Source organism: Pseudomonas sp. R3.Fl (assembly GCF_023516765.1).
GTDB lineage: Bacteria > Pseudomonadota > Gammaproteobacteria > Pseudomonadales > Pseudomonadaceae > Pseudomonas > Pseudomonas citronellolis.
On record NZ_JAMGSO010000001.1, the window covers coordinates 3,198,439 to 3,216,579 of the forward strand.

The 18,141-nt window shown below is 67.0% G+C and carries 15 protein-coding genes; 4 read left to right on the forward strand and 11 right to left on the reverse strand.

The window, feature by feature from the left end; genetic code table 11:
• Positions 1–4 precede the first annotated feature (4 nt).
• The 4 genes from M8R19_RS14100 to M8R19_RS14115 are packed head-to-tail and all read right to left on the reverse strand — an operon-like array spanning position 5 to position 3,932.
• The gene (locus tag M8R19_RS14100) at positions 5–1,039 is read right to left on the reverse strand and encodes an ABC transporter substrate-binding protein (protein ID WP_249918099.1); all 1,035 of its coding nucleotides are present in this window, start codon (positions 1,037–1,039) and stop codon (positions 5–7) included.
• A 26-nt stretch (positions 1,040–1,065) separates the two neighbouring features.
• A complete protein-coding gene (locus M8R19_RS14105) occupies positions 1,066–1,872 on the reverse strand; it encodes an ABC transporter permease (protein WP_249918100.1) in 807 nt (268 codons plus the stop codon).
• On the reverse strand, positions 1,872–2,798 hold the full coding sequence (locus M8R19_RS14110; RefSeq protein ID WP_249918101.1) for an ABC transporter permease: 927 nt from the start codon (positions 2,796–2,798) through the stop codon (positions 1,872–1,874). Before M8R19_RS14110 ends, M8R19_RS14105 begins: the two co-directional genes overlap by 1 nt.
• Positions 2,799–2,813: 15 nt before the next feature.
• Entirely contained in the window at positions 2,814–3,932 is a 1,119-nt protein-coding gene (locus tag M8R19_RS14115) for an ABC transporter ATP-binding protein (RefSeq protein WP_249918102.1), read from the reverse strand.
• Positions 3,933–4,150: 218 nt separating this feature from the next.
• Between M8R19_RS14115 and M8R19_RS14120 the strand changes: the two genes are divergently transcribed.
• Positions 4,151–5,050 (forward strand): LysR substrate-binding domain-containing protein, encoded by a 900-nt coding sequence (locus M8R19_RS14120; RefSeq protein ID WP_249918103.1) that lies wholly within the window; start codon positions 4,151–4,153, stop codon positions 5,048–5,050.
• A gap of 397 nt (positions 5,051–5,447) precedes the next feature.
• Here M8R19_RS14120 and M8R19_RS14125 read toward each other — a convergent pair whose 3' ends face one another.
• The 4 genes from M8R19_RS14125 to trxA form a co-directional block, all read right to left on the reverse strand.
• Complete coding sequence (locus tag M8R19_RS14125; protein WP_024128814.1) at positions 5,448–6,416, reverse strand: CDP-6-deoxy-delta-3,4-glucoseen reductase; 969 nt, start codon at positions 6,414–6,416, stop codon at positions 5,448–5,450.
• Between the two features lie 91 nt (positions 6,417–6,507).
• Positions 6,508–7,974 carry a 4-hydroxy-3-polyprenylbenzoate decarboxylase gene (gene ubiD / locus M8R19_RS14130; protein ID WP_249918104.1) on the reverse strand — a complete coding sequence of 489 codons (1,467 nt, stop codon included), beginning with the start codon at positions 7,972–7,974 and terminating at the stop codon, positions 6,508–6,510.
• 105 nt (positions 7,975–8,079) lie between these two features.
• Complete coding sequence (gene rho / locus M8R19_RS14135; RefSeq protein ID WP_009615070.1) at positions 8,080–9,342, reverse strand: transcription termination factor Rho; 1,263 nt, start codon at positions 9,340–9,342, stop codon at positions 8,080–8,082.
• A gap of 246 nt (positions 9,343–9,588) precedes the next feature.
• Positions 9,589–9,915: a thioredoxin TrxA gene (gene trxA, locus M8R19_RS14140; protein ID WP_009615069.1), complete on the reverse strand. Its 327-nt coding sequence runs from the start codon at positions 9,913–9,915 to the stop codon at positions 9,589–9,591.
• 194 nt (positions 9,916–10,109) lie between these two features.
• Here trxA and ppx point away from each other — a divergent pair, with 194 nt between their 5' ends.
• Positions 10,110–11,612, forward strand: a complete 1,503-nt coding sequence (ppx, locus tag M8R19_RS14145; RefSeq protein ID WP_058487743.1) for an exopolyphosphatase — start codon at positions 10,110–10,112, stop codon at positions 11,610–11,612.
• Positions 11,613–11,977: 365 nt separating this feature from the next.
• On the opposite strand, the gene ppk1 is transcribed toward ppx, so the two are convergent.
• Both ppk1 and hemB read right to left on the reverse strand, forming a co-directional pair.
• The gene (gene ppk1, locus M8R19_RS14150) at positions 11,978–14,188 is read right to left on the reverse strand and encodes a polyphosphate kinase 1 (protein WP_074978012.1); all 2,211 of its coding nucleotides are present in this window, start codon (positions 14,186–14,188) and stop codon (positions 11,978–11,980) included.
• Between the two features lie 22 nt (positions 14,189–14,210).
• Positions 14,211–15,224, reverse strand: coding sequence for a porphobilinogen synthase (hemB, locus tag M8R19_RS14155; RefSeq protein ID WP_249918105.1), 1,014 nt, complete (start codon positions 15,222–15,224; stop codon positions 14,211–14,213).
• Positions 15,225–15,468: 244 nt separating this feature from the next.
• Here hemB and M8R19_RS14160 point away from each other — a divergent pair, with 244 nt between their 5' ends.
• Entirely contained in the window at positions 15,469–16,032 is a 564-nt protein-coding gene (locus tag M8R19_RS14160) for a DedA family protein (protein ID WP_099049022.1), read from the forward strand.
• Here M8R19_RS14160 and M8R19_RS14165 read toward each other — a convergent pair whose 3' ends face one another.
• A complete protein-coding gene (locus M8R19_RS14165) occupies positions 16,033–17,271 on the reverse strand; it encodes a sterol desaturase family protein (RefSeq protein WP_249918106.1) in 1,239 nt (412 codons plus the stop codon). It abuts the gene before it with no gap.
• A 139-nt stretch (positions 17,272–17,410) separates the two neighbouring features.
• Between M8R19_RS14165 and elbB the strand changes: the two genes are divergently transcribed.
• Complete coding sequence (gene elbB / locus M8R19_RS14170) at positions 17,411–18,064, forward strand: isoprenoid biosynthesis glyoxalase ElbB (RefSeq protein ID WP_249918107.1); 654 nt, start codon at positions 17,411–17,413, stop codon at positions 18,062–18,064.
• Positions 18,065–18,141 lie beyond the last annotated feature (77 nt).

The window sequence follows — 18,141 nt, forward strand, 5'->3', positions numbered from 1 at the left end:
TCGGTCAGCGCATCAGGTTGGTCCACAGGCGGTCGGCCAGGCGGATGGCGCCTTCGCCGCAGGTCTGGCTGAAGACCACCTTGGTGCCCTCGGGGATGTGCAGCTCCGGCGCATCCTTCAGGCTCGGGTCGAGGAAGGCGTCGGTGCCCTTGATCGGGCTCTGGTGCTTGAGGAAGTTCTGGGTGATCGCCGAGTTCTCCGGCTGGCTCATGAAGGCGATGAACTGGCGGGCGGCGTCAGGATTCTTGCTGCCCTTGGGGATCACCAGGTTGTCCACCCAGGCCATCACGCCTTCCTTGGGGTAGAGGTACTTCAGGCTAGGCTTCATCTCCCGGGCGCGCAGCGACGAACCGCCCCAGAACAGCGACATGGAGGTCTCGCCGGAAGCGAGGTTCTCGCGCACCGAGCCGGCCTTGGAGCTGTACGTCTTGACGAAGGGCTTCTGCGCCTTGAGCAGGTTCAGCACCTGCTGCACCTGTTTCGGGTCCTCGCTGCACAGCGGCACGCCCAGGTACAGGCTGGCGGTGTCCATCACCTCGTTGACCGAGTCGAGCATGTTGATCTTGCCCTGCAGCTCCTGCGGCGGCTGGAACAGCAGCGAATAGCTGTCGGCCGGGCCCTTGTAGGTGGCGGTGTCGTAGACCACGCTGGTGGTGCCCCAGATGAAGGGCACCGAGTAGCCGCCCTCCGGGTCCCAGGTGGGTTTCTGCAGGTTGTCCTCGATGTTCGCGTAGTACGGCTGCTTGATCGGGTCGAAGCGCTCCAGCAGGTTCTCGTGGACCAGGATCGGCACGAACTGGTGCGAGGGGATGGCCACGTCGTAGCCGCTGCCGCCCTGCTTGAGCTTGGCCAGCAGGGTCTCGTTGGAATCATAGGAATCCACCGTGACCTTGATGCCGGTCTGCTTCTCGAACTTCTCCAAGATCTGCGGCGAGAAGTAGCCGCTCCAGCTGATGACGTTGACCTGTCCGGCGGCGTGGGCCGCGCCGGCCAGGCTCAGCGACAGGGTGGCGGCGATGACTGCGATCGACTTGCTCATGTTGACTCCCGGTTGTGGCGTGGCGCTCAGGCTTTGGCTTTGCCGAGCAGGAAGGAAAGGCTGACGAAGAACACGGAAACCCCGAGGATCAGCGTCGACACCGCGTTGACGTCGGGCGTGACGCCCATCCGCAGCAGGCCGAAGATGAAGATCGGCAAGGTGGTGGTGCCGGCCTGGGAGACCATCATCGAGATCACGAAGTTATCCAGCGAGACGATGAAGGCCAGCATCAGCCCGGAGAAGATCCCCGGCATCAGCAGCGGCAGGGTGACCTTGCGGAAGGTCCGCCAGGGCCCGGCGTAGAGGTCGGCGGCGGCCTGCTCCAGGGACAGGTCCATGTCCTCCAGGCGGGCGCGGATCGGCAGATAGGCGAAGGGAATGCAGAACACCGTGTGGGCGATGATCAGGTTGCCATAGCCCAGCGACACGCCGAGGCTGGAGAACAGCGCCAGGGTGGCCACGCCGACGACGATCTCCGGCAGCACCAGCGGCAGCATGATGGCGCCCATGGACAGGCGCATGCCCTTGAACTTGGCCCCGCGCGAGGTGCCCAGCGCGGCCAGGGTGGCGATCGCGGTGGCGATCATGCTGGCGCACACGGCGATCAGCAGGCTGTTGCCGGCGGCGCTGCGCAGCGCCTGGTTGGCAAAGGCGGCGCGGTACCAGTCGAGGCTGAAGCCGGTCCACACGGTGGCGGACTGGTTGGCGTTGAACGAGTAGATCACCAGCACCACGATGGGCGCGTACAGGTAGAGGTAGAACAGCAGGCTGAAACCGCCGAAGCCGGGGAAGTCCTGCACGCCGAGACGGCGCTTGCGCAACAGGGCGAGCATCACACACCTCCCCGGGCTACGCGCAGGCGCTCGGCGCGCATCGCGTAGAAGGTCAGGGCGAGCATCACCGCCGCCATCAGCACCAGCGACAGGGCGGCGCCGAAGGGCCAGTTACGCGAGTCGGCGAACTGCCGGAAGATCAGGTTGCCGAGCATCATCTTGGTGCCGCCGCCGAGCAGCTCGGGAGCGATCATCGCGCCCAGGCAGGGCACGAAGGTGAGGATGGCGCCGGCCAGGATGCCCGGCCGGGCGATCGGCAGCACCACCTTGCGCAGGGTGCGCAGGCGCCCGGCGTAGAGGTCCTGGGCGGCTTCCAGCAGACGCATGTCCATCTTCTCCAGGGTCGAGTAGATCGGCAGCACCACGAAGGGCGCGTAGGTGTAGACCAGGCCCAGCAGCACCGCGCCGTCGTTGTAGAGCAGCGGCAGCGGCTGGTGGATCAGGCCCAGGCCCATGAGGCCGTTGTTGATCACCCCGGTGCCGCGCAGCAGCAGGATCCAGGCGTAGGTGCGGATCAGCAGGTTGGCCCAGAACGGCACGGTGATCAGGAAGATCAGCAGGCCGCGGCGGCGCGCCGGCTGCATGGCCAGCCAGACCGCCACCGGGAAGCCCACCAGCAGGGTGATGACGGTGGTGGCCGTGGCGATGCCCAGCGAGCGCAGGGCGATGATCAGGTAAGAGTCGGCGAAGGCCAGGCTGTCGTCCAACTGGCGCTCGAACAGCAGGGAGACGTAGGCGTCGCTGCTGAACACGTGATTGACGCCGCCATAGGGGTTGGCCTGCATCAGCGAGTAGGCGCCGACGATAAGGATCGGCACCACCAGGAACAGGCCGATCGCCAGCAGCGCCGGCGACACGCCGAGCAGGCCGGCCAGGGCCCGGCGCCGCTCCAGGGCGTTGCCGGGGCGTACGGTGAGAATGGTCATGGCGAGTTCCTCGGCTCAGTCCAGCAGCACGCTGGCGCTGTCGCGGTCGAACTGCAGGCCCAGGCGTTCGCCGGCGGCGAAGCGCTGGCTCTGCCCGGCGCTGTTGGGCGTGCGCACGCGCAGGCGGGTGCCATCGGCCAGCTGCACCTGGTACTGCAGGTCGGTGCCCAGGTAGACCTGTTCGGCCAGGGTGCAGGGCGTGGCGTCCGGGGTGTCGGCGCCGACCAGGCGCAGGCGCTCGGGGCGGATCGACAAGGTCACTTCGGCACCTTCGCGCAGGCCCTCGCGGCCCGCCGCGCGCAGCGTCTGGCCGCCGGGGATGCGGAACAGCGCCTGCTCGCCGGCCAGCTCGGCGACCTGCGCCGGGAGGAAGTTGGTCTCGCCGATGAAGTCGGCGACGAAGCGGTTGCGCGGCTGCTCGTAGATGTCCGTCGGCCGGCCGACCTGCTGCACTTCGCCATTGGCCAGCACGGCGATGCGGTCGGACATGGTCAGGGCTTCTTCCTGGTCGTGGGTGACGAAGATGAAGGTGATCCCGGTCTTGGCCTGGATCGTCTTGAGTTCCTCGCGCATGGCCTGGCGCAGCTTCAGGTCCAGGGCCGAGAGCGGCTCGTCGAGCAACAGCACCTTGGGGTGCGGGGCCAGCGCGCGGGCCAGGGCCACGCGCTGTTGCTGGCCGCCGGAGAGCTGCGTCGGGCGGCGCTCGGCGAAGCGCTCCATCTGCACCAGGGCGAGCATCTCGCGCACCCGCTCGGCGACGGCCGCCTTGCCCAGACGCTGGCCCATGGGGTGCGATTCCAGGCCGAAGGCCAGGTTTTCGGCGATGGTCATGTGCGGGAACAGCGCGTAGTGCTGGAACACGGTGTTGACCGGGCGATCGTAGGGCGCGCGGTCGGCGATGTTCTCGCCGTAGAGGAGGATTTCCCCGGCGGTGGGGAACTCGAAGCCGGCGATCATCCGCAGCAGGGTGGTCTTGCCGCAGCCGGAGGGGCCGAGCAGGGTGAAGAATTCGTTGTCGCGGATGTCCAGGTCGACGCTCTTCAGCGCCACCGGGCCGCTGTCGGGGTCGCCGTAGACCTTGCGCACCGAACGGATGGAGACGGCGGCCGTCTGCAGGCTGTGCAGGGCACTCATGGATGTACCTCCGGTTCCCTCCCCCGCTGGCGCGGTGCGCGCGGAGGCTTGTATTTGTTGTGGCAGGAATGGGGAAAGCGCTGCAGCGTGTGCCGGTGACCGGCTGGTTTTATGGTGAGGCTGCTGGGGCCGAGTGTGGCCAGATTGCGGTTGAGCAAAAAGCTCAATTTTCTTACATTCGATATTAAATAATTTAACAACGCACGAGGCCCACCCTCATGTCACTCCCCCGCTTGCCGCCGCTCAACGCCGTGCGCGCCTTCGAAGCGGCCGCGCGCCTGGGCAGCTACGTCGCCGCCTCCAGGGCGCTGCACGTCACCCAGCCGGCCATCGGCCGCCACGTGCGCCTGCTGGAGGACTGGCTGGGCGTTCAGCTGCTGGAGCGCACGCCGCGCGGGGTCAGCCTGACGCCAGCCGGGCAGCGCTACTACGCGAAGATATCCACGGCCCTGCAGCAGATCGCCGAGGCCAGCCTCGAACTGGTGCCCGGCGGCTCGGCGCGCTGGCTGAAGATCCTGGTGGTGCCGGCCTTCGCCAAGCGCTGGCTGATGCCGCACCTGGAAACCCTGCGCCAGCAGCGCCCGGGGCTGAAGGTGGCGATCGAACCGAACCCGACCTTCACCGAGGTGGACGGCAACAGCGCCGACCTGGGCATCGCCTACGGCATGCCCGGCCAGTATCCGCAGAGCCAGGCCACGCTGCTGCACCCGCAGGTGTTCCCGGTGTGCTCGCCGGCCTACCTGGCGGCCCACGGCCCGCTGGGCAGCGCCGAGGAGCTGGCGCGCCACGATCTGATCCACGTCCACGACGGCGAATGGTGGAACGCCTGGTTCGCCGCCAACCAACTGGACATCCGCGTCAGCCCCGACGTGCTCTACGTCAGCAACGACCACGCGCTGTCCATGGCCGAAGCCGGCGCCGGCATCGCCCTGGCCAACGACGTGCTGGTGCGCAAGGAGCTGGAATCCGGCGCGCTGGTGCGGCCGCTGCCTAACCAGGTGCGCCTGGAGAGCTACCAACTGCTGATCCCCCCGGGGCCGAGCAGCGCCGATATCGAGTGGTTCGGCGATTGGCTGGCGCAAACCCTTGCCGCGGAGTTTCCGTCGGCGTTGCCGTAGGGCGTCCGCCCTACTCTCCTCGGAAATCGCGGACGGAGTCCGCTCCTACGCTCCGGGGAAACACCGTCGTAGGAGCGGACTCCGTCCGCGATGGGTGGGCCCGAAACCCGGCCCATGAGGGAGCAGTCCCGTAGGATGGGTTGAGCCTGTGCGAAACCCATGCTGCCGCGGTGATGGGTATCGCTTCGCTCAACGCCATCCTACGACGGTATTTCCCTGAAGGCCGCGCCGAACTGTTTTTTGTAGGAGCGAGCTTGCTCGCGAACAAACGCGGTGCCATGCGGTTCGCGAGCAAGCTCGCTCCTACGAGAAGCCTCGCCGGCCAGCACCGTGCCCCATGTAGGAGCGCGCCCTGCGCGCGAATCGCGGGCAGGGCCCGCTCCTACAGGGGTGTGCCTTAATCGCGCGGCGCGTAGGCGAAGACGTCGGCGCGCATCTGGTGGGCGTCCATGCCGGCGGCCACCAGGGCGTCGAGGGTGGCGTAGACCATCGCCGGCGAGCCGCTGGCGTAGACGGTCAGGCTGCCCAGGTCGGGGAAGTCCTCGCACACCGCCTCGTGCAGCAGGCCGCAGCGGCCCTGCCAGCCGCACAGGTCGCTGACCACCTTGTGCAGGTGCAGGTTGGCCAGGCCCTTCCATTCGTCCCAGTGCGGCAGCGCGTAGAAGTCCTCGGGCCGGCGCACGCCCCAGTACAGGTGCACCGGGTGGGCGAAGCCCTGGGCGCGGCAGTGCTCGATCAGGCTGTGCATCTGCGCCATGCCGGTGCCGGCAGCGATCAGCACCAGCGGGCCTTCGGGCAGCTCGGCCAGGTGGGCGTCGCCGAAGGGCAACTGCACGCGGGCGATGCGCTCGCGCTGCAGTTGCCCGAGCAATTCGATGGCGCTGTTCTCCCGCGCCAGGATGTGCAGTTCCAGGTCGCGGCCCTCGTGGGGCGCCGAGGCCAGGGAGAAGGCCGAGTGGTTGCCGTCCTCGCGCTCGATCAGCAGGTATTGCCCGGCGTGGTAGCGCGGCGGCTTGCCGGCCGGGGCGCGCAGGCGCACGCGCCAGACGTCGCCGCCCACCGCCTCGCAGAGGGTCAACTGGCAGGCCAGCTTGCGCAGCGGCAGCTCGCCGGGGGCGAGCACGCCGTCCCAGTGCAGCACGCAGTCTTCCAGGGGCTCGGCCAGGCAGGTGAAGAGTTCGCCATGGTCGCGCACCTCGCCGTCCTGGCGCACGCTGCCTTCCACCAGCAGCGCGGCGCAGACGTGGCAGTTGCCGTTGCGGCAGCTCTGCGGGCAGTCGTAGCCCAGGCGCCGCGCGCCGTCGAGGATGCGCTCGCCCGGGCGCAGTTCGAGCTGGGCGCCGGAGGGTTGCAGGGTCACACGCATGGCTTCGCCTCCCTGTAGCAGCGAGCTTGCTCGCGAACGGGAAGCCGCGCGGGTTCGCGAGCAAGCTCGCTCCTACGAAGGGCGCTGTGCATCAATCGATCCCCAGGCTGGCCCAGATTTCGTCGACGCGACGGCTCACCGCCTCGTCCTTGACGATGGCGCGGCCCCATTCGCGGCTGGTCTCGCCGGGCCACTTGTGGGTGGCATCCAGGCCCATCTTCGAGCCCAGGCCGGAGACCGGCGAGGCGAAGTCGAGGTAGTCGATCGGCGTGTTGTCGATCATCACCGTGTCGCGCTTGGGGTCCATGCGCGTGGTTATCGCCCAGATCACGTCGTTCCAGTCCCGCGCGTTGATGTCATCGTCCGTGACTATGACGAACTTGGTGTACATGAACTGTCGCAGGAACGACCACACACCCAGCATGACGCGCTTGGCGTGGCCGGGGTACTGCTTCTTCATGGTCACCACCGCCATGCGGTACGAGCAGCCTTCGGGCGGCAGGTAGAAGTCGGTGATCTCCGGGAACTGCTTCTGCAGGATGGGCACGAAGACTTCGTTCAGCGCCACCCCGAGGATCGCCGGCTCATCCGGCGGGCGGCCGGTGTAGGTGCTGTGGTAGATCGGCTTCTGGCGGCGGGTGATGCGCTCGACGGTGAACACCGGGAAGCGGTCCACCTCGTTGTAGTAGCCGGTGTGGTCGCCGTAGGGGCCCTCGTCGGCCATCTCGCCGGGATGGATCACCCCTTCCAGGACGATCTCGGCGCTGGCCGGCACCTGCAGGTCGCTGCCGATGCACTTCACCAGTTCGGTGCGGTGGCCGCGCAGCAGGCCGGCGAAAGCGTATTCGGAGAGGGTGTCGGGCACCGGCGTCACGGCGCCGAGGATGGTCGCCGGGTCCGCGCCCAGGGCCACGGCCACCGGGTAGGGCTGGTCCGGGTGCTTCTGGCACCACTCGCGGTAGTCCAGGGCGCCGCCGCGGTGGCTGAGCCAGCGCATGATGACCTTGTTGCGGCCGATCACCTGCTGGCGGTAGATGCCGAGGTTCTGCCGTTCCTTGTTCGGCCCGCGGGTGACTGTCAGGCCCCAGGTGATCAGCGGCGCGACGTCGCCGGGCCAGCAGGTCTGCACCGGCAGCTTGCCCAGGTCGACCGCCTCGCCCTCTTCGATGACTTCCTGGCAGGGCGCGTCCTTGAGCACCTTGGGCGCCATGCTGATGACCTTCTTGAAGATCGGCAGCTTGCTCCAGGCGTCCTTCAGGCCCTTGGGCGGCTCCGGCTCCTTGAGGAAGGCCAGCAGCTTGCCGATCTCGCGCAGTTCGGAGACGTCCTCGGCGCCCATGCCCAGGGCCACGCGCTCGGGGGTGCCGAACAGGTTGCCGAGCACGGGCATGTCGAAGCCGGTGGGTTTCTCGAACAGCAGGGCCGGGCCCTTGGCCCGCAGGGTGCGGTCGCACACCTCGGTCATTTCCAGCACCGGGGACACCGGCACCTGGATGCGCTTGAGCTGGCCGCGCTGCTCCAGGGCGGCGATGAACTCGCGCAGGTCGCGATACTGCATGGAAGTCTCGATGGCGTAGGCGAAGATGCGACAGTTTAGCCTTTAACACCACTTCGCAGAAACACGAAGGCCGGGTTTCCCCGGCCTCGTGGCAGACAACGGCGCTTACTTGCTGCGCTTCATCGAGTCGAAGAACTCGTCGTTGGTCTTGGTCTGCTTGAGCTTGTCCAGCAGGAACTCGACGGCGGCGATCTCGTCCATCGGGTGCAGGATCTTGCGCAGGATCCACATGCGCTGCAGCTCTTCCTCGCCGGTCAGCAACTCTTCGCGGCGGGTGCCCGAGCGGTTGATGTTGATCGCCGGGAACACACGCTTCTCGGAGATGCGACGGTCGAGGATGAGTTCCGAGTTACCGGTACCCTTGAATTCCTCGTAGATCACCTCGTCCATCTTCGAGCCGGTCTCGATCAGCGCAGTGGCGAGGATGGTCAGCGAGCCGCCTTCCTCGATGTTGCGCGCGGCGCCGAAGAAGCGCTTGGGCTTCTCCAGGGCGTGGGCGTCGACACCACCGGTGAGCACCTTGCCGGAGCTGGGGATCACGGTGTTGTAGGCACGCGCCAGGCGGGTGATGGAGTCGAGCAGGATGATCACGTCCTTCTTGTGCTCGACCAGGCGCTTGGCCTTCTCGATCACCATCTCGGCGACCTGCACGTGGCGGGTCGGCGGTTCGTCGAAGGTGGAGGCGACCACTTCGCCGCGCACGGTGCGCTGCATCTCGGTCACTTCTTCCGGGCGCTCGTCGATCAGCAGGACGATCAGGTGGCACTCGGGATTGTTGCGGGCAATGTTCGCCGCGATGTTCTGCAGCATGATGGTCTTGCCCGCTTTCGGCGGTGCGACGATCAGGCCGCGCTGGCCCTTGCCGATCGGCGAGCAGAGGTCGATCACCCGGCCGGTGAGATCCTCGGTGGAGCCGTTGCCGGCTTCCATGGTCAGGCGCTTGGTCGGGAACAGCGGGGTCAGGTTCTCGAACAGGATCTTGTTCTTCGCGTTCTCCGGACGATCGAAGTTGATCGAATCGACCTTGAGCAGGGCGAAGTAACGCTCACCTTCCTTCGGCGGGCGAATCTTGCCGACGATGGTGTCCCCGGTGCGCAGGTTGAAGCGGCGGATCTGGCTGGGCGAGACGTAGATGTCGTCCGGGCCGGCCAGGTACGAGGAGTCGGCGGAGCGCAGGAAGCCGAAGCCGTCCTGGAGAATCTCCAGCACGCCGTCACCGGAGATTTCCTCGCCGCTCTTCGCATGCTTCTTCAGCAGCGCGAAGATGATGTCCTGCTTGCGCGAACGGGCCATGTTTTCCAGGCCCATGGCATCGGACATTTCCAGCAATTCGGTAATCGGCTTTTGCTTGAGTTCGGTCAGATTCATAAGAAGGAGGTGTTAGATAGATATGAGGAAAGGGGAAACAAGCATGTGAGCTCGTTAATGCCGTGCCGCAGAGTGACGACAGGATCGCTTGGAAATTCGAATAGGAAGTGCGTCGGCGACGGCTTGCAGGGGACAACGTAAAACAACGTTGCAGGCCCGAATGTAACACCCGCGCCAAGGGGCGTCTAGGGGACGGAATGAAAAAAGCCCCGCGTCGTGCGGGGCTTTTCCGGGGGCTGTCGCGACTCAGATGTTGCTGTCGAGGAAGGCCGCCAGTTGCGACTTGGACAGGGCGCCGACCTTGGTGGCCTCGACGTTGCCGCCCTTGAACAGCATCAGCGTCGGGATACCGCGCACGCCGTACTTCGGCGGGGTTTCCTGGTTCTCGTCGATGTTCAGCTTGCAGACTTTCAGCTTGCCCTGATAGTCCTTGGCGATCTCGTCCAGTACCGGCGCGATCATCTTGCACGGACCGCACCACTCGGCCCAGTAGTCCACCAGCACAGGACCATCGGCCTTCAGCACGTCCTGCTCGAAGCTGGCATCGGTAACGCTGACGATATGTTCGCTCATGAAATCTCTCCGTGGGAATCGGATGCGAAAAAAAGTGGGCCCATCATAGCCCGCCTTGGCCGCCTTCCGAAAGGCGCAGGCGATTGAGTGTCGCTATCGCAGGCAGCGGCGAAACCGATCGACGGCCCGGCGTTCGTTGGCACCGAAGGGCTATCGTGGCAGGATGTCGGGGTTAACAAACGGACCTTTGCACCATGCCCCATACCCCCGCCAAGACCTTCCCGCTGATCGCCGCCCTGGACCTGGGTTCCAACAGCTTCCACATGGTTTTGGCCAAGGCCGATCATGGCGAGATCCGCATCCTCGAGCGGCTCGGCGAGAAGGTCCAGCTGGCCGCCGGCATCGGCGAGGACCGCCTGCTCAACGAAGAAGCCATGCAGCGCGGCCTGGACTGCCTGCGGCGCTTCGCCCAGCTGATCAACGGCATGCCGCCGGGCTCGGTGCGGGTGGTCGGCACCAACGCCCTGCGCGAGGCACGCAACCGCAACGAATTCACCCGCCGCGCCGAGGAAATCCTCGGCCACCCGGTGGAAGTCATCTCCGGCCGCGAGGAAGCGCGCCTGATCTACCTGGGCGTCTCGCACACCCTGCCGGACACCACCGGGCGCCGCCTGGTGGCCGACATCGGCGGCGGCAGCACCGAGTTCATCATCGGCCAGCGCTTCGAGTCGCAGCTGCGCGAGAGCCTGCAGATGGGCTGCGTCAGCTACACCCAGCGCTATTTCAAGGACGGCAAGATCACCCCGGCCCGCTATGCCCAGGCCTACACCTCGGCGCGCCTGGAGCTGATGGGCATCGAGAACAGCCTGCGCCGCCTGGGCTGGGACGAGGCCCTCGGCGCCTCCGGCACCATCCGCGCGGTGGGCCTGGCGATCCAGGCCGGCGGCCACGGCAACGGCGAGATCAACCCCGACGGCCTGGCCTGGCTCAAGCGCAAGGTGCTGAAACTGGGCGACGTGGACAAGCTCGACCTGGACGGCATCAAGCCGGACCGCCGGCCGATCTTCCCGGCCGGCCTGGCCATCGTCGAAGCGCTGTTCGACGCGCTGGAGCTCAAGCAGATGCAGCACTCCGAAGGCGCCCTGCGCGAAGGCGTGCTCTACGACCTGCTCGGCCGCCATCACCATGAAGACGTGCGCGAGCGCACCATCAGCGCGCTGATCGAGCGCTACCACGTCGACCTCGACCAGGCCGCCCGCGTCGAGGCCAAGGCCCTCCAGGCGCTGGAGCAGGTGGCCGAGCCCTGGAGCCTGCAGGACGACTGGCACCGCGAACTGCTCGGCTGGGCCGCGCGCACCCACGAGCTGGGCCTGGACATCGCCCACTACCACTATCACAAGCACGGCGCCTACCTGATCGAGCACTCGGACCTGGCCGGCTTCTCCCGCGAGGACCAGCAGGTGCTGGCGCTGCTGGTGCGCGGCCACCGCCGCAACATCCCGGCGGACCGCTTCGCCGAGCTGGGCCCGGAGGGCGACAAGCTGATCCGCCTGTGCATCGTGCTGCGCTTCGCCATCCTCTTCCACCACATCCGCGGCACCCAGGAAATGCCGGACGTCACCCTCAAGGTGGGTTCGAAGAGCCTGGAAGTGCGCTTCCCCAAGGGCTGGCTGGAAGCCAACCCCCTGACCCAGGCCGACTTCGAACAGGAAGCCGGCTGGCTGCAGCGCGTGGGGTACCAGCTGAGCGTGAGCTGAGGGAGCCGACTGCGCCGAGGCGCTCTTCGTAGGATGGGTTGAGCCTGCGAAACCCATGCGGTGCTGGTGATGGGTATCGCTTCGCTCAACCCATCCTACGACGGCCACGACCCCACCCACGCCATTCCCCTGTAGGAGCGCGCCCTGCGCGCGAATCGCGGGCAGGGCCCGCTCCTACACCAACCTGGAGCATAACGCCCCAGGCCTTGCTTCGCCGCGCAATCGCTTTTCGTAGGAGCGAGCTTGCTCGCGAACCGCCCCCACTGCGGACCCGGGTTCGCGAGCAAGCTCGCTCCTATAAGGGTGATGAACCCATGAAAAAGCCCCGGCGCTTGCGCGGCGGGGCTTTTCGGGGCCGGGGCGGCTCAGCGCGCGCTGATCACCGGCGTGCACAGGCGCTCCAGCAGCATGGCCTGGGCGTTGCGCGGGTTCTGGTTGCCGGTGGGGTTCAGGCGCTGGTAGCTGCCATCGGGCTGCAGCACCCAGGCCTGGGTATTGTCGGCCAGGTACAGCTCCAGCTCCTTCTTCACCCGCTGCACCAGCTTCTTGCCTTCCACCGGGAAGCAGGTCTCCACGCGCATGTCGAGGTTGCGCTCCATCCAGTCGGCGCTGGAGAGGTAGAGCTTCTCGTCGCCGCCGTTGAGGAAGTAGTAGATGCGGCTGTGCTCGAGGAAGCGGCCGATGATCGAGCGCACCTGGATATTGTGCGACACCCCCGGCACGCCCGGGCGCAGGCAGCACATGCCGCGCACCACCAGGTCGATCTTCACCCCCGCCTGGCTGGCCTTGTACAGCGCGCGGATGACCTTCGGGTCGGTCAGCGAGTTGACCTTGGCCATGATGTGCGCCGGCTTGCCTTCGGCGGCCTGGGCCGCCTCGCGGTTGATCATCTCCAGCAGGTTCTTCTTCAGCGTGAAGGGCGCGTGCAGCAGCTTCTTCATGCGCAGCGTCTTGCCCATGCCGATCAGCTGGTTGAACAGCTTGTGCAGGTCCTCGCACAGCGCCACGTCGGCGGTGAGCAGGCTGTAGTCGGTGTACAGGCGGGCGTTGCCGGCGTGGTAGTTGCCGGTGCCCAGGTGCGCGTAGCGGCGCAGCTCGCCGTCCTCGCGGCGGAGGATGAGCATCATCTTGGCGTGGGTCTTGAAGCCGACCACGCCGTAGATCACCACCGCGCCGGCCTGCTGCAGGCGGCTGGCCAGCTGCAGGTTGGACTCCTCGTCGAAGCGCGCGCGCAACTCGATCACCGCGGTGACCTCCTTGCCGTTGCGCGCCGCTTCCACCAGGGCGTCGACGATTTCCGAGTTGGCCCCGGAGCGGTACAGGGTCTGCTTGATGGCCAGCACGTTCGGGTCCTTGGCCGCCTGGCGCAGCAGGTCCACCACCGGGGTGAAGGACTCGAAGGGGTGCATCAGCAGCACGTCCAGCTTGGCCAGCACGCCGAACATGTTCTCCTTCTTCTGCAGCAGCTTCGGAATGGTCGGGGTGAACGGCGGGTACTGCAGCTCCGGATGGCTGGCCAGGCCGGTGACGCTGAACAGGCGGGTCAGGTTGACCGGGCCGCTGACCTTGTACAGTTCGCTCTCGGCCAGGCCGAACTGCTTGAGCAGGTAGTTGGACAGGTGCGCCGGGCAGGTGTCCACCACCTCCAGGCGCACGGCGTCGCCGTAGCGCCGCGAGAACAGCTCGCCGCGCAGCGCGCGGGCCAGGTCCTCGACGTCCTCGGCGTCCACCGAGAGGTCGGCGTTACGCGTCAGGCGGAACTGGTAGCAGCCCTTGACCTTCATGCCGGAGAACAGGTCGTCGGCGTGGGCGTGGATCATCGAGGAGAGGAACACATAGTTGTCGCCCTCCCCGGCCACGTCCTCGGGCAGGCGGATGATCCGCGGCAGCGAGCGCGGCGCCGGGATGATCGCAAGGCCGGAGTCGCGGCCGAAGGCGTCCATCCCCTCCAGCTCGACCACGAAGTTCAGGCTCTTGTTCACCAGCAGCGGGAACGGGTGGGTCGGGTCGAGGCCGATGGGGGTGATGATCGGGGCGATCTCGTCGCGGAAGAAGCGCCGCACCCAGGCCTTGATCTTCGGCGTCCAGTAGCGCCGGCGGATGAAGCGCACGCCGTGCTTGGCCAGCTCCGGCAGCAGGATGTCGTTGAGGATGGCGTACTGGCGGCCGACCTGCTCGTGCACCTGCTCGCTGATCCGCGCCAGGGCCTGGTGCGGCAGCAGGCCGTCGGCGCCGGCCTGCTCGCGGGCGAAGGTGATCTGCTTCTTCAGGCCGGCGACGCGGATCTCGAAGAACTCGTCGAGGTTGCTGGAGAAGATCAGCAGGAACTTCAGGCGTTCGAGCAGCGGGTAGGACTCGTCCAGCGCCTGCTCCAGCACGCGGATGTTGAACTGCAGCTGCGACAGCTCGCGATGAATGTAGAGGGCGCTGTCGTCGACGTTCACCGCCACCGCCGGGGCGGCGGGCGCCTCCACGGGGGGTTCGGCGACCACGGGGACCTCGACGGTCTCCAGGGTCTCGCTGACAGTCACTTCGGTTTCGATCAGGTCGGTAGCGTTCTGGCCTTCGGTATTCATCGCAAGTCTCGTCGCGGGGGCGTCAGCGCCCCCTTTTCAGTTGTTCTGCCGCACGTTTGGCGAAGTAGGTCAGGATGCCATCAGCGCCGGCGCGCTTGAAGGCCAGCAGCGATTCGAGAATCACCGCCTCGCTGAGCCAGCCATTCTCGATGGCCGCCATGTGCATCGCGTATTCGCCGCTGACCTGGTAGACGAAGGTCGGCGCGCGGAATTCGTCCTTGGCCCGGCGGACGATGTCCAGGTAGGGCATGCCCGGCTTGACCATGATCATGTCGGCGCCTTCGGCGAGGTCGGCGGCGATCTCGTGCAGCGCCTCGTCGCTGTTGCCCGGGTCCATCTGGTAGGTGGCCTTGCTGCCCTTGCCGAGGTTGGCGGCGGAGCCGACCGCGTCGCGGAACGGGCCGTAGTAGGCGCTGGCGTACTTGGCCGAATAGGCCATGATGCGCACGTTGGTGTGCCCGGTGGACTCCAGCGCCTCGCGGATGGCGCCGACGCGGCCGTCCATCATGTCCGACGGGGCCACCACCTGGGCGCCGGCCTCGGCGTGGGACAGCGCCTGCTTGACCAGCACGTCCACCGACTCGTCGTTCATCACGTAGCCGTTCTCGTCGAGGATGCCGTCCTGGCCGTGGCTGGTGAACGGGTCCAGGGCCACGTCGGTGATGATGCCCAGCTCCGGGAAGCGCTCGCGCAGGGCGCGGGTGGCGCGCTGGGCGATGCCCTCGGGGTTGTAGGCCTCGGCGCCGTCGAGGGACTTCTTCTCCAGCGGCGTGACCGGGAACAGCGCCAGCGCCGGGATGCCCAGTTCCACCAGTTGCTCGGCTTCCTGCAGCAGCAGGTCGATGGACAGGCGCTCGACGCCCGGCATCGAGGCGATGGCCTCGCGCTGGTTCTTGCCGTCGAGGACGAACACCGGAAGGATGAGGTCGTCGACGCTCAGCACGTTCTCGCGCACCAGGCGACGGGAGAACTCGTCGCGGCGGTTGCGGCGCAGGCGGGTGAAGGGGAAGGCACGTTCGGCAGAAATGAAGCTCACGGCGTACTCCAAGGCCCGGACAACAGGCACAGTGTGACAGTTATAGTCCGGGATTATGACCGATTGGTAACAAGGGGTAACAGTGACCCAGGGTCGCGGCAACCGGTCGCAGGGGCCCGAAGCCGCAGCATACGACCAAAGTAGGCGGCCCGGGCCATGCAAAGGCCAGCAAGCCGCCAGCAGGTGCCTTCCCCCCGGACGACAACCGCGTTAGGCTGCGCGTTCATTTTGCTGCGTTGCCTCGATAATGCTCCAACAATTCCTGCAGGATTTCGGCTATGTGGCCTTGTTCCTCGGCACCTTCTTCGAGGGCGAGACCATTCTGGTGCTGGCCGGCTTCCTTGCCTTCCGCGGCTACATGCAGCTCGAATACGTGATCGCCGTGGCCTTCCTCGGCAGCTACGCGGGCGACCAGCTCTGGTACTTCCTCGGCCGCCGCCACGGGCGCAAGCTGCTGGCGCGCAAGCCGCGCTGGCAGAAGCTCGGCGACCGCGCCCTGGAGCACGTGCGGCGGCGCCCGGACCTGTGGGTACTGAGCTTCCGCTTCGTCTACGGCCTGCGCACGGTGATGCCGGTGGCCATCGGCCTGTCCGGCTATCCGCCGGGCCGCTACCTGCTGCTCAACGGCCTGGGCGCCATCGTCTGGGCCAGCGCGCTCGGCTCGGCGGCGTACTACTTCGGCAGCGTGCTCGAAGGCGTGCTGGGCAACATCAAGAAGTACGAACTCATGGTCCTCGGCGGCCTGCTCGCCATCGGCCTGCTGCTGTGGCTGCACCGGCGCATCAAGAACAGCCGCAACGGCAACTGATCAGGCCGGCTGCGCCTGCCGCCCCTCGTGGCGCAGGCCCCACAGCGCCAACAGGCTGAGGGCGGCATGGGCGCCCAGCAGCGCCAGCGCCCACCCCGGCAACGCCAGGCCGGCCGCTGCGGCGGTGATCGCCACCCAGGGCAGGTTCAGCAGCAGGCGCAGCCCTTCCAGCCGTGGCGCCCAGGCGCGGTTCTCCAGCCAGGCGCCGATGACGAACAGGCCGCAGGCCATCCACGCCCAGCCCAGCAGCAGCGCCGGCAGCGGCCAGCCCTCCCCCAGCCCCAACAGCAAAGTGCCGCCGACCACGTAGCCGGCGAACTGCACGGTCGCGTACCACTGCCGGCCGCGGGACAGCGGTACTTCGAACTTGCGGAAGGCGGCCAGGTCGGGCTTCTGCAGCGGATAGCGCGCCGCCACGTCGGCCGGGCGCCAGCCGGTGCGCATGAACCAGATGCGCAGCTTGTCCCACCAGTTGCCCGCCCGCCGTGCGTCGTTCCACAGCGCGGCATAGACCTGCAGGTTGGCCCACAGCGGGTTCCAGCTGGCCAGCGGCACGGTCACGCCGAACACCACCGGCTCCTCGTCCAGCTCTTCCTGGAAGGTGCCGAACAGGCGGTCCCAGAGGATGAACACGCCACCGTAGTTACGGTCCATGTAGACGGGGTTCTGCGCATGGTGCACGCGGTGGTTCGACGGGCTGACGAAGAACCATTCGAACCAGCCGAGCTTGGGAATGTGCCGAGTGTGCACCCAGAACTGGTAGAGCAGGTTCAGCGCCGCCACGCTGACGAACACCAGCGGCGGCACCCCGGCCAGCGCCATCGGCAGGTAGAAGATCCAGCCGAACAGGAAGCCCGTGCTGGTCTGCCGCAGCGCCGTGCTGAGGTTGTATTCCTCGCTCTGGTGGTGCACCGCGTGGGCCGCCCAGAGGATGCTGCGCTCGTGCCCCAGGCGGTGGTTCCAGTAGTAGCAGAGGTCGTAGAAGACGAAGGCGAACACCCAGACCCAGGCGCTTTGCGCGGAAAGCTCGAAGAGCGCCAGGTGCTGCCAGGCGAACACGTAGGTGACCAGGCCGATGCCCTTGGTCAGCAGGCCGCTGGTGGTGGACAGCACCCCGGCGCTGAGGCTGTTCAGGGCGTCGCTCAGGCGGTAGGTGGAAGTGCCGCGCCAGCGGTCGGCCAGCAGTTCCAGCGCGATCAGCAGGAAGAAGAACGGCACCGCGAAGAGGATGTAGTTCATGGCGCGACCGAATCGTTATGCTTATGGATACCGATCCTAGTCCTCTGGCGCCCGGCTACAACGGCCGCCGGTGACAACCCGGCCGGCATATGGCGACAGGCAAGTCGCCACCGGCCAACCCCGAACCAGGAGTACCTGCATGCACAAGAAAGTTGCCGTCATCCTCTCCGGCTGCGGCGTCTACGACGGCGCCGAGATCCACGAAAGCGTGATCACCCTGCTGCGCCTGTCCCAGCGCGGCGCGCAGGTGCAGTGCTTCGCCCCGGACATCGCCCAGCACCACGTGGTCAACCACCTCACCGGACAGGAAATGCCGGAGAGCCGCAACGTGCTGGTGGAATCCGCGCGCATCGCCCGCGGCGAGATCAAGGACGTGCGCGAGGCGAAGGTCGAGGACTTCGACGCGCTCATCGTCCCCGGCGGCTTCGGCGCGGCGAAGAACCTGTCCAACTTCGCCTTCGAGGGCGACCAGTGCGAGGTCGAGTCGGACGTGCTGGCCTTGGCCAAGGCCTTCGCCGCCGCGCACAAGCCGGTGGGCCTGATCTGCATCGCCCCGGCCATGGCCGAGCGCATCTACGGCCCGGGCATCGAATGCACCATCGGCTGCGACGCCGACACCGCCGCCGCGCTGACCCGCATGGGCGCCAAGCACGTCGAATGCCCGGTGGACGAGATAGTCGAGGACAGCCGCCACAAGCTGGTGACAACCCCGGCCTACATGCTGGCGCAGAACATCGCCGAGGCGGCCAGCGGGATCAACAAGCTGGTGGATCGGGTGCTCGAGCTCGCCTGATGCAGCCGCTTGTCGTAGGAGCGAGCTTGCTCGCGAACGGAGTTTTCTGGGGGCTGCAGATGTTGGGTTTGAGAGCG

Bases quoted from the DNA above. Each gene is read 5' to 3' on its own strand.
- M8R19_RS14100 (WP_249918099.1), bottom strand. From the start codon at position 1,039: ATGAGCAAGTCGATCGCAGTCATCGCCGCCACCCTGTCGCTGAGCCTG.
- M8R19_RS14105 (WP_249918100.1), bottom strand. From the start codon at position 1,872: ATGCTCGCCCTGTTGCGCAAGCGCCGTCTCGGCGTGCAGGACTTCCCC.
- M8R19_RS14110 (WP_249918101.1), bottom strand. From the start codon at position 2,798: ATGACCATTCTCACCGTACGCCCCGGCAACGCCCTGGAGCGGCGCCGG.
- M8R19_RS14115 (WP_249918102.1), bottom strand. From the start codon at position 3,932: ATGAGTGCCCTGCACAGCCTGCAGACGGCCGCCGTCTCCATCCGTTCG.
- M8R19_RS14120 (WP_249918103.1), top strand. From the start codon at position 4,151: ATGTCACTCCCCCGCTTGCCGCCGCTCAACGCCGTGCGCGCCTTCGAA.
- M8R19_RS14125 (WP_024128814.1), bottom strand. From the start codon at position 6,416: ATGCGTGTGACCCTGCAACCCTCCGGCGCCCAGCTCGAACTGCGCCCG.
- ubiD (WP_249918104.1), bottom strand. From the start codon at position 7,974: ATGCAGTATCGCGACCTGCGCGAGTTCATCGCCGCCCTGGAGCAGCGC.
- rho (WP_009615070.1), bottom strand. From the start codon at position 9,342: ATGAATCTGACCGAACTCAAGCAAAAGCCGATTACCGAATTGCTGGAA.
- trxA (WP_009615069.1), bottom strand. From the start codon at position 9,915: ATGAGCGAACATATCGTCAGCGTTACCGATGCCAGCTTCGAGCAGGAC.
- ppx (WP_058487743.1), top strand. From the start codon at position 10,110: ATGCCCCATACCCCCGCCAAGACCTTCCCGCTGATCGCCGCCCTGGAC.
- ppk1 (WP_074978012.1), bottom strand. From the start codon at position 14,188: ATGAATACCGAAGGCCAGAACGCTACCGACCTGATCGAAACCGAAGTG.
- M8R19_RS14165 (WP_249918106.1), bottom strand. From the start codon at position 17,271: ATGAACTACATCCTCTTCGCGGTGCCGTTCTTCTTCCTGCTGATCGCG.
- elbB (WP_249918107.1), top strand. From the start codon at position 17,411: ATGCACAAGAAAGTTGCCGTCATCCTCTCCGGCTGCGGCGTCTACGAC.